Annotated in this window: 17 protein-coding genes; 8 read left to right on the top strand and 9 right to left on the bottom strand. The window is 62.7% G+C overall.

All coding sequences use genetic code 11. From position 1 onward, the window contains the following. Positions 1–284: endo-1,4-beta-xylanase (locus tag ACLQ2R_RS34400; RefSeq protein ID WP_425965592.1), on the bottom strand; the 284-nt coding region annotated here is incomplete at its 3' end. A 424-nt stretch (positions 285–708) separates the two neighbouring features. On the opposite strand from ACLQ2R_RS34400, the gene ACLQ2R_RS34405 reads away from it, so the two are divergent. Further along, a complete protein-coding gene (locus ACLQ2R_RS34405) occupies positions 709–1,104 on the top strand; it encodes a hypothetical protein (RefSeq protein WP_425965593.1) in 396 nt (131 codons plus the stop codon). A gap of 299 nt (positions 1,105–1,403) precedes the next feature. Here the strand turns inward: ACLQ2R_RS34405 and ACLQ2R_RS34410 are convergent, their stop codons facing one another. The 3 genes from ACLQ2R_RS34410 to ACLQ2R_RS34420 form a co-directional block, all read right to left on the bottom strand. After that, complete coding sequence (locus ACLQ2R_RS34410; protein ID WP_425965594.1) at positions 1,404–1,628, bottom strand: hypothetical protein; 225 nt, start codon at positions 1,626–1,628, stop codon at positions 1,404–1,406. 265 nt (positions 1,629–1,893) lie between these two features. Then, on the bottom strand, positions 1,894–2,709 hold the full coding sequence (locus ACLQ2R_RS34415) for a cellulose binding domain-containing protein (protein WP_425965595.1): 816 nt from the start codon (positions 2,707–2,709) through the stop codon (positions 1,894–1,896). 198 nt (positions 2,710–2,907) lie between these two features. Further along, positions 2,908–3,777, bottom strand: a complete 870-nt coding sequence (locus ACLQ2R_RS34420) for an endonuclease/exonuclease/phosphatase family protein (RefSeq protein WP_425965678.1) — start codon at positions 3,775–3,777, stop codon at positions 2,908–2,910. A gap of 619 nt (positions 3,778–4,396) precedes the next feature. Here ACLQ2R_RS34420 and ACLQ2R_RS34425 point away from each other — a divergent pair. Further along, the gene (locus ACLQ2R_RS34425; protein ID WP_425965596.1) at positions 4,397–5,275 is read left to right on the top strand and encodes an alpha/beta hydrolase; all 879 of its coding nucleotides are present in this window, start codon (positions 4,397–4,399) and stop codon (positions 5,273–5,275) included. A gap of 111 nt (positions 5,276–5,386) precedes the next feature. Here ACLQ2R_RS34425 and ACLQ2R_RS34430 read toward each other — a convergent pair whose 3' ends face one another. After that, entirely contained in the window at positions 5,387–5,752 is a 366-nt protein-coding gene (locus tag ACLQ2R_RS34430) for a YybH family protein (RefSeq protein ID WP_425965597.1), read from the bottom strand. Positions 5,753–5,853: 101 nt separating this feature from the next. On the opposite strand from ACLQ2R_RS34430, the gene ACLQ2R_RS34435 reads away from it, so the two are divergent. Both ACLQ2R_RS34435 and ACLQ2R_RS34440 read left to right on the top strand, forming a co-directional pair. Beyond that, positions 5,854–6,777 carry a LysR family transcriptional regulator gene (locus ACLQ2R_RS34435; protein ID WP_425965598.1) on the top strand — a complete coding sequence of 308 codons (924 nt, stop codon included), beginning with the start codon at positions 5,854–5,856 and terminating at the stop codon, positions 6,775–6,777. A gap of 710 nt (positions 6,778–7,487) precedes the next feature. Next, complete coding sequence (locus ACLQ2R_RS34440; RefSeq protein ID WP_425965599.1) at positions 7,488–9,053, top strand: PIN-like domain-containing protein; 1,566 nt, start codon at positions 7,488–7,490, stop codon at positions 9,051–9,053. Between the two features lie 5 nt (positions 9,054–9,058). Here the strand turns inward: ACLQ2R_RS34440 and ACLQ2R_RS34445 are convergent, their stop codons facing one another. Continuing rightward, positions 9,059–10,333, bottom strand: coding sequence for a DNA cytosine methyltransferase (locus tag ACLQ2R_RS34445; RefSeq protein WP_425965600.1), 1,275 nt, complete (start codon positions 10,331–10,333; stop codon positions 9,059–9,061). Positions 10,334–10,418: 85 nt separating this feature from the next. Here ACLQ2R_RS34445 and ACLQ2R_RS34450 point away from each other — a divergent pair, with 85 nt between their 5' ends. Further along, a complete protein-coding gene (locus ACLQ2R_RS34450; protein ID WP_425965679.1) occupies positions 10,419–10,952 on the top strand; it encodes a very short patch repair endonuclease in 534 nt (177 codons plus the stop codon). Positions 10,953–11,006: 54 nt separating this feature from the next. On the opposite strand, the gene ACLQ2R_RS34455 is transcribed toward ACLQ2R_RS34450, so the two are convergent. From ACLQ2R_RS34455 to ACLQ2R_RS34465, 3 genes are all read right to left on the bottom strand, one after another. Beyond that, complete coding sequence (locus tag ACLQ2R_RS34455) at positions 11,007–12,146, bottom strand: DNA cytosine methyltransferase (RefSeq protein WP_425965680.1); 1,140 nt, start codon at positions 12,144–12,146, stop codon at positions 11,007–11,009. Positions 12,147–12,247: 101 nt separating this feature from the next. Then, positions 12,248–13,198 (bottom strand): NaeI family type II restriction endonuclease, encoded by a 951-nt coding sequence (locus ACLQ2R_RS34460; protein ID WP_425965681.1) that lies wholly within the window; start codon positions 13,196–13,198, stop codon positions 12,248–12,250. A 572-nt stretch (positions 13,199–13,770) separates the two neighbouring features. Further along, on the bottom strand, positions 13,771–14,994 hold the full coding sequence (locus ACLQ2R_RS34465; RefSeq protein ID WP_425965601.1) for a helix-turn-helix domain-containing protein: 1,224 nt from the start codon (positions 14,992–14,994) through the stop codon (positions 13,771–13,773). 316 nt (positions 14,995–15,310) lie between these two features. Here ACLQ2R_RS34465 and ACLQ2R_RS34470 point away from each other — a divergent pair, with 316 nt between their 5' ends. Genes ACLQ2R_RS34470 through ACLQ2R_RS34480 form a run of 3 tightly spaced genes read left to right on the top strand, consistent with a single transcriptional unit; the run spans position 15,311 to position 16,490 of the window. After that, positions 15,311–15,742 carry a hypothetical protein gene (locus ACLQ2R_RS34470; protein WP_425965602.1) on the top strand — a complete coding sequence of 144 codons (432 nt, stop codon included), beginning with the start codon at positions 15,311–15,313 and terminating at the stop codon, positions 15,740–15,742. Continuing rightward, positions 15,739–15,882 (top strand): hypothetical protein, encoded by a 144-nt coding sequence (locus ACLQ2R_RS34475; RefSeq protein WP_425965603.1) that lies wholly within the window; start codon positions 15,739–15,741, stop codon positions 15,880–15,882. The genes ACLQ2R_RS34470 and ACLQ2R_RS34475 overlap by 4 nt, the downstream gene beginning before the upstream one ends. After that, the gene (locus ACLQ2R_RS34480) at positions 15,879–16,490 is read left to right on the top strand and encodes an ATP-binding protein (RefSeq protein ID WP_425965604.1); all 612 of its coding nucleotides are present in this window, start codon (positions 15,879–15,881) and stop codon (positions 16,488–16,490) included. Before ACLQ2R_RS34475 ends, ACLQ2R_RS34480 begins: the two co-directional genes overlap by 4 nt. Positions 16,491–16,619: the final 129 nt, after the last annotated feature.

A 16,619-nucleotide genomic window follows, 5' to 3' on the forward strand; every position in this document is an offset into this window, starting at 1 on the left:
TTCGGCTCGGTGGCGTCGATCTTCATCTCGTTCTCGGCCGTGATCATGTCGAACTCACGGGCGGCGATCGCGCTGTAGGTCGGGTCGCCGAGCCTGCCCGCCGAGATCGCGGTGCCGAAGTAGCGTCCGCTCTGCTGAGCCGCCGCACCGAGCGTGGACGCGGCCGCGTCGGCCGAGCTCATCGTGGCCACCAGGACCGTGGCGGCGCCGAACACGCTGAGCGCGCCGACGGCCATGGCCCGGCGCAGCCGGGACCGGGGCGGGGGTATGGCGATTGCGCCCATTCCTGAGCCTCCATAACTACGTACGGGTGAAGGGAAGGCGGGGACGTTCCCCCGCGGGCTCGACACCGCGCCCGCTCCGGGCGACCACCACCAGGCGTCAAGGACGCGGCCCTTCGCCGAACGATCCGGCGGAGGGGGCCGTCTTGATGCCTCAGTGTGGAAACATGTCCGAAACTTGTCAAGGCCGATCGAAACTTTCGGTTATCGCGTCCCTCCTGCCTGCGCCTCATCGCTCGTACGGAGCAGGATCGACGGTGTGAAAGTTTCGCCGTGGCCCTCTTCCAGCTGGGAGCACGGGTGAACGTTTCATCGGAGGCCGTCGCCCGCGGACCCGGCCCGCGCGATAGAACCAGGTGGATCGGCCGGCGGTCCCGGACCCGCGATACGGCGATGTTTCCGATCCTTGACAGCCGCTTCCCCTCTCGTGTGGGATCTGCGGCACCACCACCACCCCCACCCATTCGACGGAGAGGGGCCCGACCACACCGCGAACACCATCACCCTGAAGCCGGAGTTCCTCGCCGAGGTGAACGACGGCCCCGTCACCCTGACCTTCCACTTCTGGGGCGGTGCGCAGATCACGTACCGCATCACCAGGTCCGGAACCACGGTGACCGGGACCACCCGGGCCGGGGGCCGCGCGGGACAGTGGGGAGTCCCGCGCGTTCACCTCACAAAAGGTGAATCGGTCCAATCCCCGGATGAGATCTCCGGGCGAAGACCGAACATCCCTGTTTTCCCCGGTGAATTCGGTGTTCTCGACGTCGCGGCCATATGGGGAACGACTCTGTTCAATCACCGGGAAAGCCGGGAGAAATGAGGCCGATCCGGTTTCGGATGGGCGGGCTCGCTTGTCACGATGCCGTGGACGTCGTTCCCGCACCGCTCCACGGTGACGCTCCGTGTACTCCGGCGGCGTGACGGCTCCGGCCCGCACGGTCTTCCCTGAGAGGCGCTCCTGCCGTGGTGGCCGCAGGCGCCCCCGGCAGCCGCCGGATGGCGATGCCACGGGCGGTGACCGCCGGGACGCCGCTCTCGCCGGGAAACGCGAAGGGCCCGGCCCCTCGAGGGGCCGGGCCCGTGGACCGCGCCTGGTTCACGGCGGGTCCGCCAGGGGTGCTACCGCCACGCCGTGAAGTGCCACTTGTTGGGCTGCGACCAGGTACAGGACGTCACCTGGTATCCCGAGTCCCTGACCGCGTACCTCCAGTAGTTGCAGGTACCGGCGTCCGAATAACCGCCGTAGAACTTGCTTTCGGCGTGGGCCACGCCGCCGAAGGACAAGACCGTTCCGGCGATGGCGAAGCTCGCGACGCCGACGACCGCTCTTTTCACGAAACTCATGCTTTGGACCTTCCTTTGGACCCCCGTGGGGAATTACCGCTGCATATTGATCTTCAACCAGTGATCACCGATATGCAAGACCGTCTTTTGAATCCGGATACGGCGTACCGTCGGCGACACCGTCGGCGGTAACGACCGCCCGACATCCCCCACCCCCGCGAGAGTGACGAGGTGGCGCGCTGTCAGCCGGCCCGGACCTTCGGTTCCGCCCGTCGGACGGGCCCTGGTCGTTCAGCGGGGGCGTGTCACCGGGCCGGCCCCTCCCTCACGACCGAGCACACGCGATCCCGTTGAACAGGAAGGCCCCCGGAGGGGGGTTGGCGCCCGTGTGGGTGCCCTGGAAGCCGACGAGCAGCGACTGCCCGGGAGCCAGGTCCTTGTTCCAGGGCTGGGCCACGGCCGTCACCGCGCTCGCGGTCTGCGACCAGGTGGCCGACCAGCCGGAGGTCACCCGCTGGCCGGGGTCGGCGAAGGCGAACGCGAGCCGCCAGTCGGTGAAGGTCGCGGAGCCGGTGTTGGTGATCCTGATGTTCGTGCTCATCCCGGCACTCCACGGCCAGGAGGTGTACGTCACCTCGCAACTGCCGGGCACCGGGGGGAGGTCGTTGTAGATCGTGACGTCCACCGTCGCGGACGGGGCACTCACCTCGCCCTTGGTGTCGACGGCCACGACGTACAGGTGGTGGACCTCCGAGGCGACGTGGCTCGGGGGGAACGAAAGGTAGACCCTCCCCTCGGTAACCGCGGGCTGGAAGGTGGCCACCCGGACGGCCGTGCCGTTCCTGTTCTCGTACACGTAGTAGCAGGCGATGCCGTGCGGATCGACGGAGGCGGCCCAGCTCAGGTGCACCTGGTTGAGCGTGACGTTCACGACCGTCGGCGTTCCCGGCGCGGTCGGCGGGGTGCTGGAGGGCGCCGGGGTCTGCGGTCCCGTACGGCACGGGAAGGCGGGAGAGGCGGAGGGTGCCGGTGACGGTGCCGGTGCCGGTGCGGCCGTGGCGGTTCCGGCCCCCAGGAAGAGGAGCGCGACGGCCGTCGCCCCTCCGCCGGCCCAACCGGCCAGCCATGTGGTTACTCGCATTGATGTTCCCCCTTCGATGATGACCCCTTCAAGGAACGTCACACCCCGGACGGGACCGGTCAACGCCGCACCGCCACCACGGCCGGGTGACCCTGATGAACGGTGCCGGCCGATGAAACTTTCATCGACGCGGGTGCGCGGGAGCTCCCCGGAGTGCCGGGCGCACGTCGCGTGGATCCGCGCGGCCGCCCGCGGGTGTCAGAGGTCGACGCGGCCCATGAGCGGCAGATGGTCGCTGCCGGTCGCGGGAAGGGTCCAGGCGGCGACGGGGTTCGCCCCGCGGGTCATGACGTGGTCGATGCGGGCGAGGGGGAAGGTCGCGGGCCAGGTGAAGGCGAATCCCTTCCGTGTCGAGGCCAGCCGGGAGGTGAGCGGGGCCAGGCCCCGGTCGTCGAGGGTGCCGTTGAGGTCGCCCAGCAGGACGACCCTGTCCAGCGTCTCCGAGGCGACGGCCCTGCCCAGCGCGGCGGCGCTCTCGTCCCTGCGGCCCGAACCGAACCCGTCCGGCAGCCGGACGCGGAGCGAGGGAAGGTGGGCGACGTACACGGCCACGTCGCCGTACGGTGTCCGCGCGGTGACCCGCAGCCCGCGGTTCCAGTCGGGCCCGACGCCCGCCGGCCTGATGTCCACCGGCCGCGCGTCCGCCAGCGGGTACCGGGACCAGAGGCCGACGGTGCCCACGACCGCCCGGTGGGGGTGGCCGGACGCGAGGACGCGCTCGTAGACGGGCCGGACGGCGGGCGTCACTTCCTCCAGGGCGACGAGGTCGGCCCCGGCCCGTGCCAGGGCTCGCGCCGTTCCCCCGTGGTCGGGGTTCTCCTCGCCGACGTTGTGCTGAAGCACGGTCAGGTCGCCCGCCGCCTCCCGGTCGGCGGGCAGCGACCGCCCGCCGAACACCACGCCCCAGACCGCCGCGGGCAGCACCACGGCCACCGCCGCGAGGGCCGAGCGGCGCAGCAGCGCCAGTCCCAGCAATACGGGAACGGCCAGGCCGGTCCAGGGGAGGAAGGTCTCCAGCAGGCTGCCGAGATTGCCCACGGCGTTGGGCACGACGCCGGGGAACCCCATCGCCACCGCCACCACCACCGCGGCCGACGCGAGAACCCACCCGCGCGGCCGTGACCCACCGGACCTACCGGATCTGCCGAACCTGCCGCCCGGCGCGCCCCGGCCCCACCTCCGGTTCCAGGCGCGGCGTCCGGCGCTCCTCTCCTCACCGCCAGCTTTCCGATCTTCGACCCTCATCACCCGACCGTACGGCCACCGCGGCCCGGCCGGGCCCTTCTCCGGTGACGCGAACGGAACGGCGACGGGGTGCCGCGCCTTGACAGCGTTCGTCGTGAAGCCCTGTAATGACGGGCATGTCGCGTGCCACCGGCCGGGAGGACGGCGGTGGCATGGAGGCGCCGCAGCAAGGGGATGACGTCGTGAGTTCACACTTCACTGGCAGCGGCTGACCGCACAGCGCCCGCGCGCCGCCCCCGCGCCCGGTGGTGCCCAGCACCACCGCCACCCGCGAGCCCTCCCGAGCCTTCCCGAACCCGACGCGCCCGGATCCAGCGGATTCACGCTCGACGGGTCGATGAACGGCTGACGTCCCGCTGTTCTCGCCGCGTACCTCCACCGATCTCGACCATGCCCGGAGCGGGCCGATGCCCGTCCGCTCCCGGAAAAGGAACCCCACATCGTGAACGTCACACGCATCCCCGGCACGCCCGACGACAGCACCGAGGTCCTGTCGCGGCTCATGACCCTGCACTCCTCTCCCCCCGACCTGCCCGGCGACGCCCACCTCACCCCCGTCCTGCCGCACACCGGCGGCATTCCCGGCACCTGGGTCACCGCAGGCCGGGCCACGGTCGAGAACGGGGTCACGATCTATCTCCACGGAGGCGGATTCGAGTACACGAACCCCCACTTGGAACGGCTCATGGCCTACCGCCTGTCGCGGGCGACCGGCCGTCCCGTCCTGGCGGTGGACTACCGGCTCGCCCCGGCCCACCGGTATCCGGCCGCCCTCGACGACGCGGTTGCCGCCTACCGGAGCCTGCTCGACCAGGGCGTGCCCGCGTCGCGGATCATCCTGGCGGGCGAGTCCGCCGGGGGCACGCTGCTGCTGTCGGCGCTGCTGGTCCTCAAGGAGGCGGGCGATCCCCTCCCCGCCGCGGCGCTGGCCGTCTCCCCGCAGACCGACCTCACCCTCTCCAGCCCGTCCATCGACGCCAACGACGGGCAGGACGTCGTCGGCCGGGCCGTGCTCGAACACGTCCGCACCCAGTATCTGAACGGGGAACGGCCGGACCGGGCACCCCAGTCCCCCCTGCACGGCGACCTGCGCGGGCTGCCGCCGCTCCTGCTCGTGGTGGGCTCGAAGGAGGTGATGCTCGACGACTCGCGGCGCTTCGCCGAGGCGGCCTCCGCCGCGGGAGGGGACGTCCGGCTCGACGTCTACGAGGGCATGCTCCACGCCTTCCACGCGACCGTCCTTCTCCCCGACCCGCCTCCGGTCGCCGTCACCCTGCTGCGCCGCGTCACAGAGTGGGCCGACGAGACGGTCGTGACGTAGACGCCGTCCTCCCGGAGTCGCCCCTCGGCCGTGCGGTCACCGTCATCACATGGACGTCGTCCTCCCGGAACCGTCCCCCGGCCGTGCCGTCACCGTTCTCCTCCGCGGCCCTCAGCTCCCGGGCGTCCGGAACTCCGGCTGGTCGATGACGCGCAGCCAGCTGCCGTCGGCCTGGCGGCGGACCACCTGTGCGCGGGCACCGGCACCGTCCCTGGGCGGGGTCGAGGTGAGCGCGATGTCCCCGCAGACCAGCGTCGGCAGCGGCTGCTCCCGCTCGAAGCGCGGCGCGTTGCCGAGGACCTTCTCCCACAGCCGGCGGATGGCCTCCCGGCCCACCGTCACGCCGCCCGGCGGGTAGGCCATGACGGCCTCCTCCTCGTACAGGGCGGCGAGGCCGGCGGCGTCACCGGCGTTGGCGCGCTCGACGAAGAGACGGGTGAGGTCCTCGGGCTTCATTGCCTTCTCGTTCTCGGACACCGTGTTCCTTTCCTGCGGTCCGCATGCCTACGGAACGAGTCTCGTCACGGGCCGACGATAAGTCCAATCAATCATCCGGATGAGAACTATAATCAGCACTTATGGAGATCAGGCAGCTCACGTACTTCCTGGCCGTCGCCCAGGAAGCGAACTTCACCCGGGCCGCGGAGCTGGTGCACATCAGCCAGCCCGGGATCAGCTCCCAGATCCGCCAGCTGGAGAACGACCTCGGGGCGACGCTCATCGACCGCTCCGGCCGCAGTGCCACGCTGACCGCGGTCGGCGAGGTGGTGCTCGACCACGCGAGGTCGGTGCTGGCCGCGACGGAGTCGCTGCGGAACGCCGTCGACGAGATGAACGGGCTCGTCCGGGGCAGGCTCGTCGTCGGCATGGTCACCGCGTGCACCGTCACCCCGTTGTTCGACGCGCTGGCGAGTTTCCACCTCGCCCATCCCGGGGTCGAGATCAGCCTGATCGAGGACGACTCCCGCAGGCTCGTCGAGTACGTCCGCGACGGCACCGTCGACCTGGCGCTGATCGGCGCCGCCGACCGGCCGCCGGGCGACCTGGACAGCCAGCAGATCATCAGCGAGCCGATCGTCGCCGCCGTACCGGCCGGTCACCCCCTGGCCGGACGTGACGGGGTGACGCTCGCCGAGCTGAACGCGTACCCGATCGTCTGCCTGCCCGAGGGGACCGGCATCCGCGCGGTGCTCGACCAGGTCTCCGCCGCCCGTGGCCTGAGACCGGCCATCGCCCTGCAGGCGAGCGCCCCCACCGCCGTGATCGACCTGGCCGAACGCGGGCTCGGGGTCGCCGTGCTCTCCGCGTCCATGGTCGCCTCCTGCGACACCCTGCGGACCGTCCCCATCACCGACGCCGACGTGCCCGCGGTGCTGGCACTGATCTCCGCACCGACCAGGAGCCCGGCACTACGAGAGCTGCTGCTGCACTGCCACCGCTCCTTCGACGAACCCCGGCCCGAGGACGGGGCCGTCCCGACGAACGGGGCGGCCGCCGGGTAGCCACACCACGGGGACAGCACACCGCCGACCGGGGTCGGTACGCCAGAGATGGTCGACAGGACGGCGAGGACGCTGAGCAACGGTCGGCGACCGCAAACGTCAGACGGGCAGGTCCCAACTCGGCCCGCCCGGTCCACCCCGCCGGACACACTGACCCTCTCGGCTCACCGCGAGTCCGTACGCCGACTAATGCCGGGACCCTGCGTCCTGCCAGGGAAGGACGGCGTCCTCGACCGTCTGGTCGGTGAGTGATCGGCCCTTAACAGGGTCTACCACCATGCCCCCAAGGCCGAACCGCATCTGACAGCGCGCATTCAAAGCCAAAGCATCCTGCCCTCTCTGGAGTAGTCAGCCAGCAAGGGCTACTAAGAAATTTAAAGTCCAACCGTTATGCCAAATAGAGGGAAGCCTGAATCCTCGAAACGACTCAACCGCCCCCCCCCAGAACCGCCTCTTACAGCACAGGCGGGCACGCGAATGCTCAGTTCAAGATATGACGTGTTCTGAGTTCTAATCCCTCGACAGGGCAGGTGAGCTACACAAGGCCATCGCCACTCTTCAGGAGCGCCAAGTCACCCGAACGGGACAAGAGCCCTGAAGAACCGTCACTGGTACGAAGTATTCTCTTAATCGTGTATACCTAGACATGTTAAACTTCACCATGTCTGCGACGGCTCAGGGACGCGTATCTAGATTGACGGAGGACAAGAATGGGGGTTGGAAGCGATGCGCCGCTGCTTTCTCAGTATAAAACTTGGTTACAGCAACCAGGGGACATAAAGGCCGACATAGAGGGGCGTGAATTTTTCGAGCACGCCTTGATCGTCTTAGATACCAATGTTCTTCTGAGTCTCTATGAACTGCATATATCTGCCAGGGATGAGGTCATCGACGCTTTAAGGCGCGTGCAGTCACGACTATGGCTTCCCTACCAAGTTGGACTAGAATTTGTCCGGCGCCGACACGGCGTAATAGCGGCAAGGACGCGCTCGCTCAATGAAGCGCTTAGTGATATCGACAAGAGAATGACTGCAGCCCGACAGTCTGTGATTGCTGCCCGCGATGAGGTTGGTCGTCTATATGTTAAGTATGCATGGAACTATGAAGTTGGTCAAGAATTATCAGAGTCAATAACTCAGCAGTCAATAGATGCCGCTCTCATAGACATAAAAAAAGATCTCCGAAAATGGATCAAAGACCTTAAAGATAAGCATGATCTAGCGCTCGGATCGATTGACTCCGACGATCACATACTCCCTATAGTTGCAGATCTGTATGGTAACCAAATAGCATCTCCAGTGCCGCCCGGCGTTGTTCGCGAGCGAGTTAACGAAGCAATCGCATACAGATTCCCGAACAAGATTCCTCCAGGCTTTTCTGACTCCTCGAAAGAAACAGATCTCAACCGGGCTGGAGACTATCTAATTTGGGAAGAAATTATCGAATATGCTGAGCAACTACCTACGCCAAGGCGCATAATTTTTGTATCATCTGATGAGAAGGATGATTGGTATGAGCCAGCTGAGCCGGGACGTGCTGCCCGACCATGGCCGATGCTGTCAGATGAGCTATGGGCGCGCGCAGGTACCGAATTACGAATACTACAATCAGCACAATTTTTCAAAGGAGCTCATCAGTATCTTAATGCACAAATTAGCACAGCAACCTATGAAGAAATTGACCGAGCAACGGAGACGCTTGAAGAATCGAGGGCACATCAAGATGCCGTCCGCGCTGTTGACAACCTGAGAGCTCACCTTTTAGCAGGAGACTCTTCAGACGAATTATTAGACTCGTACCTACATGTAAAGCGGGTTCTAGCTAGCTCAATGCAAGCTTTGGTGAGAGATCAAATTTCAGACAGTTGTCCCGAATTTCATGCACTACGCAATGAGCTTTCTTCATTTATGATATCGAGGGTGGAGGGAAGACTCTTAGACAAATATCTAAAAGTCCCATATGGAAGTCGGGTGCATGAAGATCTTTTTTCTGTTCTCTATCAGAACATGGGAAATCCCGTATCTGCCGCCCGCCTCCGTATCGTCACTGGAGACTCTGTACATACCGAGCGTCGCACTAGAGAATTGCGTGAACTTGGCTTCAACATCGATGCACAGAAACTAGTCGATGGTGATGCATATACCCTACACAACCTGAGTCTCGATCGCTCGCTCGTCCGGTCTATTATTGTAAATAATGTCCGGCGCGATCACGCTCTCCCCTTGCGCGAGCGTGAACAGATCTTGCAAACCCTGAACGATATTGACTTTCAATAAAGCTGCTAACTGATGCGTGCCCTGTTTTTAAGGAACTGCGCATTCCTGTCGTGATCTTCCTGCCCCAGGAAAGCCTTGAAATTTCCTAGCCTGTATACGGTTTCGCTGCTTCCATTCCGAACCTCTATGTGAAAATCATGACCGAGAAGGCTGATGCGTCGCTCCAGATCATGCAATTCGATCGGTGATGGAAGTTGTTGGAGAATCTGAGCAGCTGTCATAAAGCCGTTATTCTTGCGCAAGGCCACGTATATAGGGTCGTCTTTAACACCTGGATCGTCGGACCGACTTTGTCCTTCGTGGTTCAGTGCCGCAGCGATTGCTTTACCAAGCTGCATAGCAACAGGCGGAGGAAACGCGTTTCCGATCTGTCGGTACTTGGAAGTTTTTCGGCCAGAAAATTCCCACGCGAATTTTTTGTCATCCCAGCCTTGAATCCTGGCAACCATATCGCAGGTTAGCTTGGGTCCACGGTCAGGGTTTGTAATATCAGCATCAGTGCGCGGCGCGTGGTCCGCCAACCCCAGTGCATCAACACCAAGTAGGCGCCATGCTTCTTTAGCCCGGGACGGTCCTAGATCGGCACCACCGTGCTTTTTGGAACCTCCGACGATGGTTGGAGCGATATCATTAGCTTTTCGCGCCCACGCTTCGGCTCCGGACCAACCTTCGGCACCCATAAGACGCTTGAGCACTCCACCTACTGTAGAGCGGTTCTTCTCAGAAGGCTCGGGCCAATGAAAGTAGGAGAAGTCCTCAGGCTTCATGGCGACCAATACGAAACGCGGTCGGAGTTGAGGTACACCGTACTTAGACGCATGCAAAAGCCGCCAGTCTGCGGCATAGCCAAGGCTACGCAATCTATCTAGAACATGTTGGCGATATCCGGCGAAACGGGGCATGCTTAACCCGCGAACGTTTTCGAGCATCAGAGCTCGAGGCCTGACTACCTCGACTTGCTCGATGGCCCAAGCAAACAAATCTCGTTCATCAGAGGCGCCTAGCTGTTTGCCGGCGACTGTGAATGGAGGGCAGGGAACGCCTCCCGCTAGTAGGTCCACACCAGCGAACGTCATCGGTTGCCAGATGGAGGAGTCAGCTACATCTCCTTCCACCACCCAGTCATCACTGGTGGTCTTGAGACGCTTACTGTTGGCTCGTAGAGTGTTACAAGCATTTGGATCAAGCTCAAAGGCAAGGCGGTGAGTGAAGCCTGCGCGATGCAGCCCGAGTGCCTGCCCTCCTGCACCAGCGCATATCTCAACTACTTCAAGAGCCATGCGGAAGCACTCCCTTCGGACCGGCGCATCGCACGGTCATGCTGCTAGATGTATCTTCCCTGGGAAGACTGAGCTTTGGGTGAACATGCCTGACAGTATGAGAGATCAAGCCAGAAGGCAGGCCCATGCGAAGGGGCTGTACCCGGCGCCGCTGAGCGAGGGGCGCTCCCGGAACATGAGAGCTAACCGCCGAGCAGACACCAAGCCAGAGGTGGCGTTGCGCAGAGCCCTGCATCAGAGGGGGTACCGATACCGGAAAGATCTTCGGCTTGACCTCGAGGGTACGAGAGTGCGGCCTGACATCGTCTTCACCAAGAAGAAGGTCGCAGTGTTCGTTGACGGCTGTTTCTGGCACGTCTGCCCTGATCATGGTCGCGAACCGGTTGTGAACGAGTGGTACTGGACCCCTAAGCTCCGTCGCAACGTTGAGCGTGATCGAGCAGCTGACACGGCACTTCATGCTGCTGGGTGGTGCGTCGTACGCGTCTGGGAGCACGAGACGCTGACTGATGCACTCGCCGCCGTCGTCGCAGCCCTGAAGCCTGTGTCCGAACATGTGAGCGACGTTAACGCAAGCGGACGACAAAATCACATCGACAGGGCCGACAAGATCCCTTAAACGATCATGAATACCTGTCGGCAGGGCAAAGAGTACTTGATGGGCATGTATGTCTCACACGCAGAGTAGACACTTATCTGACGGCTGGTGGCTACCAATACAGCTTTGCACACCTACCACAGGACTAGTGGCCGCAAAGGCGACACTATGGATATGTATGGCTATTGCCTGCGCGAGGGCAGGGGGTACAGCATTTCCAATCTGCCGGGCGATTTCGATTTTTTTCCCAGCAAAAACATACGAATCTGGAAATCCTTGAAGACGCGCGGCCTCTCGGTGTGTAATGGGCCGATCAGCCTCCGGATGAAGATATCGTCCCTTCTCTGGCTTAAAAAACTCGGTTCGAATTGTAGGCGATGGACGATCCCACCACATTCTTCCCATAACATCCGTTGTACCGCTGAGCTTTTTTCTCCAACATTCAGGAAGTAAGTCAGGGCGATTTCGAGCGAGGTCGAAGCGATTTCCCCCTCGAGGGACTGCTCTGTAGCGTTCTAAAGATTTTTGTGTGGGATTTCTCCCGAAATGGAGATGCTGGCCCCCTAAAGCGTTTATTCGCACGTCAAACCCGTCCGTTTCAAACGGCAAGTCGGCGATTGCGTCCCGGACAGTGCGATGAGGAAGAGTATTTAATAAATTTGAAGCATGAGTTACTGGCGGCGGCCAAGAAATACCTTCTTGGCCTTTTATGCCAATAATGAATGCGCGAGAGCGCCTTTGCGGCACTCCATAGTCGGCAGCATTGAGGACGCTATAGGCCAGGCTATATTTTCTTAAAATGCTATCGCTAAGTGTATAAGCTTTGAAATTATGGAACTGCCGAGCACTCAAGATACCTGGAACATTCTCAATTAGAAAAACTTTAGGCTGTAAGCCTCGCACGACTCGGATGAAATCCCAAAGGAGTTCATTCCGAGGATCCTCCTCTCTCCTACTTCCGAGAGTGCTAAATCCTTGACAGGGTGGTCCACCCACTACCACATCGGCATCAGGAAAACTAGACAGATCCTGAATTGAAGAACAGTCGACCTTGCAATGAAGATTGTTTTGGATTGTTTGCGCCGCCCACCTATCTATTTCAACAGCAAGAATTGTTTCATACCCGAGATTTGCATTGTGGAACCCAAGCGAGAAACCGCCGGCACCAGAGAATAAGTCAATTATTCGGATGGGCTTAGAGGGACCTCTAAAAATAGTGACTCCCGGGGGGAACTAACTTACATCGAAGCCAGCTCTATACAATCATATTTCGGATCTAAAAGTTAGTACATGAAGGCGCAGTGCTGCGCAACTAGTCAAGGACGCTTTAGGTCAGGGAGCTCTGGAGCTGTTTCGATGAGGTCACCCGATTGCCATACAGTCCATTCTTCTCCGTCTAGAAAAACAAAGGGTTGATTAATTTTTCGTGAGCGCGACAAACGAATACTCACAAATTCACTTTCTTCTGGAACGGGTAATCCGAGCTGCATGGCAATATTTTTATGATTTATGTAATCGCCAAGAATAACAATACCTTCTTCGCGAAGCTGATCCCGGGCCCCACCGTTCTTCCGAAGCCTTTTTAGAGGATCTTGTTTGGGCTTTCCATCTCCCGTCGCTACTGTATAGATAACGTTCCTAGTTAGAAGTCGACCCTGAGCTCGGCGAAGTAGCTCGTTTAGTCGCTGCTGACCAGAACGCTTCGAAAAGATAGCCTCGACGTCCAGTTTCGGCATATGCAGGAGCGCATTTTCTGCTAACGCATGATTTGAGAATAGCCAGCGAATCTCGCCTTTTCCGTATTTGCTTAGCTGTTTCTTCTTGTCGCGATTCCCTTCACTCTCTTGAAGGTACTCCGAGCGCGCGCGAACAACTCCCGCAGACCAAACCCCTTTCTCGTCACTTGCCCACAAGCCAAATATGATCTCGTTGACGGCTTCCGGAGGAATCATCCATTTTGCGAGATCTTGCGAGTACTTACAGTCAACTTCGATATTGCATATTGAGTAATCAAGCTTATTGCCATCAGAGAATTTAAACTCTCTTTGGAGGTTGATCTCGACCAAGGTGCCACAGTGTGTCTTCTCGGTCTTGAAGAGTTGCTCCCATCTGTATCGGCCGGTATTTGGGCCATCAAGCAACATGTCAAGGGTGCGACGCAACACGGCCCCGATACGTGATCCGTCTGGATCCAAATTACGAAGGTGGCTGCACACTAGGTCTAGCTCAGAGTCAGGCATCACCATGCCAGGCAACGGTTCGTCCATCACCCTTTGAAGGGTAGCCGCTCAGGAAGACAAACGGGCACATCGTTACAATTAGGATATCTAATCTTCACAGGAGGTGGCGCACAAGGCTGCTGCAGCCCGGTGTCTACCTTCTAGTCAGTGCTCTCCTGAGGATGTGACCTTCACCCATGTACCGTTTCCTTTTAGCACCACAACGGCGATTTCACCTCACGACAAGGCCCCAACACATCTACGTGCTGAGCTATCGCTAGCGCGAAGAGATGTTAAGCATAGTCGTCCATGGTGTTAAGCGACCTAGGTATATTGACAGGCCCCTGTCTATGCCTCTAGCAGGAATTTTTCTCGTGGTTGAAATCCAATATTTAGTGATGGGAATTTCCGTAGCTTTCACCTAGGAAAAATTGAGAGACTCTCCGACCTAAAGCAAGGGAAATTAGCACAGCACTAGCCCATACGAAGTTTTGTTCTCCTGAAGAGCTCGTCCGTCCACCAAGCAGTTTGAGCGCTTCCAAGCAGTTGTCTTACCTACACGCCCTGACTGCTTTCACCGCAAACCAAAACGTAGGCAATCCGACATACGATCTGTCATCTTAAAGAATATGCATCCGCACACCAAGTCGACGGATTCGCTCCCGGTAGCTGTATCGCTCAAGGTCCAGCAGCGTTCGTACAGCCTGCTGGGCCATCGGATGATTACGCACCAACAGCGGAGCTGCCTTCTCCGCGCGCTCCAGTTCAGCCAGAGCCGCCTCGCGCTTACCACACCACAACAGACCCCGCGCGTAGTCGAGATGGTGATACCCGACGCGGCTCGCCTGCAGCTTCTTCGGTAGCCGTACCATCTCCCCCCTGTTCACAGCCTGCGGCCCGTCTCCCAGTTCGACCGCGACGGCGACACCGTGGATGTCGACGTTGGATCGATTCGTACACAGCTCGTAATAGTTCGTGCGCTGGCGTGTTCCGAGCCGGGTGACCGCCTCGTCGGCCAGCCGGTGTCGTGACCATGCCTCGGCGGCGTCGTTCTTGCGAGCGGCGGTGATCGCGGCTCGGAGCTGGAGTCCTCCCCAGACGGCCAGCGCTTCGGGCTCACCCGCCACGTATTCGTCCTCGATGCTCGCGCAGGCCGTGTCGAGCACGGTGAGCGCGTCGTTCCACGAGGTGCTGGACCACAGGTTCCGTATCCGCAGGTAGGCGAATATGGCGCCGTGGTACGGGTCCCCCGAGCGTTCGGCGGCCCAGCGGACCCGGCCGGTGGCGATGAGGGAGAGGTCGGCGTACCCGAGGTTGTAGGCGACCGAGTCGGCCGCCTGGTAGGCGGTCGAGAGCAGCCCGAACGCCGTACTCCGATCGGACTCGGGGTACAGATGGGTCGCGGCCTGGAGTTCGGAGAGCAGGGCCGGCAGGGCTTCGGCCAGTTCCGCGTAGCGGGCCTCCCTCCGTAACAGACAGACGTGTTCGGTGGCGGCGCGCAGGTCGGGCAGGGCCCGTACCTCGCCGTCCCATTCGGGGTCGAGGTCGTAGCGCTCCAGGTGTCGCCGGATCTCGGGGATCGCCGAGTGGCCGCGGTCCTCGGCCGGGGTGTCGCCGCGGTAGGGACGCGCGGTGAGCTCGTTGGGGTGGACGCGTAACACCCGGGAGAGGGTGTTGATCAACGCGATGGAGTCCAGCGGGATGCTGTCGTTCTCCACGCCGGACACCCAGGACTGCGCGCGGCCGATGCGCCGTGCCAGCTCGATCTGGGTGATGCCCGCGCGCTTACGAGCACGTCGTACGCGCCTTCCCACACTCTCCGCAGCCGGGTCAGAGTAGGCCATGGCCTCACGGTAACCCGCCATGACGCGCTTGGCTCCCGTCCTCGCCAAAGTATCAACCGCGCTGATGTCGCTGCCTCTCCGCGTCGCTACCGTCACTCTTCGTGAAGGAGCGACAGGTGTGGAAACGGCCGTCGATACGGGTGATCGGGCGATCCGATCTCGATGACGACGTGGCACTTCCGGCCGACGCTTCCCGGGACGGAGACCCGGTCACCGGCCACGGCGCGAACGTGGTCGGCGACATCGTAGAAGGCGGCCCTGCCAGGCGAATGGCGTCGCCGGGCAGAGCCTCGATCGCACAATGGAGGTGCGACCTGTGTCCAACCATAGGGGAACCATCAAGATCGTCAGGGTTCGCTGGCATGCCGAGCAGCCGCCCTCGCCGCTCGGGTGTCGCTGGTGCGGCCATCCCCCGTACGCGCACGACGCCGCCAGCCTGCCGCATCGGCCCGGTCACCTGTGGGAGCAGCCCACCCCGGCGCAGGTCCGTACCCGCATGGTCGCCCGGCGTCGTCTCGGGCTCTGTGGTCGGCTACCCGCTCCCGTGACCGGGCACGTCACGCCGAACCCGCTGACCACCGTGCCCCTGCGCGCGCAGGCCCATCCCGCTACGGGCTCCCCCACGGGCAGGGGACGCCACGCGCGTCCGGCCGCGATGGCCGTACCGCCCCACAGGCAGGAGTCGCCGCCGGGTCTGCGGCCCTGGACGGGCAGGCGCGAGTCGTACCGGAGAGGGGTTCAGGTATGAGCTTCCCTCTCGTCGGCGCCGCGACCGGCGCACCGGCCGACGTCGGCACGGCCGACACGGTGGACGTGGCCGACACCGATACGGCGGACAGGGCGGACGGGGCCGACACGGGAATTCGCAGGGGAAGGGGGGCGGAATGACCGCGCGTCTGCTGTCCGCGCTCGTCGGCGTGTTCGCCGACCGGTTCCGGACGACGGCCGGTGACGTGACGGGACCGGCTCTCCCGGTCGCAACGTGGTCGCCGCACCTCGGGCGGATACCCGGCTGGTCGGCGTCCCAGGCTCATGCGCCCGTCATCTCCCAGCGGTTCACCGCCGCCCGTGACCAGGTCAGGCCCGCGCGGAACTTCGTCGCCGAGCTCCTGGGGGACGGTCATCCGCTCCTCGACGACGCCATGCTCCTGACCAGTGAGCTGGCCACCAACGCCGTCGAGCACTCCGCCACCGACATCGAGGCCCCTCGCACCGAGCCCCCTCGGCCCGGCCCCGGTGAGGGTGAGGCCGGAGCGGACGACCGGCCCCGGGAGTTCGTCGTCACCGTGGCGTTCACCCCTCACGGCGTACTGGTCACCGTCCAGGACGCCGGAGCCTCCGGGGTTCCCTGTACGAGGGACGCCGGGCCGGCCGCCACGGGCGGACGGGGGCTCATGCTCGTCAACGAGCTCGCCACCCGTTGGGGATTCCACCGCGACTCCACCGGGACCGTCATCTGGTTCGAGCTCGGCTCGCCCGGGGCGCGGGCCGGATGAGCCACCGGATCGACGGCTCCGACGGCTCCGGGGACTCCGAGAGCCCCGACGGCTGAACACGCGTACGGCCACCGCGTGACCGTCGGCCGTCGTACGGCGGGCGAGGGTCACGCGGTGGCCGCGGGTCAC

This window comes from Streptosporangium sp. DT93, assembly GCF_049844535.1.
In the GTDB taxonomy this organism is placed as follows: domain Bacteria; phylum Actinomycetota; class Actinomycetes; order Streptosporangiales; family Streptosporangiaceae; genus Streptosporangium.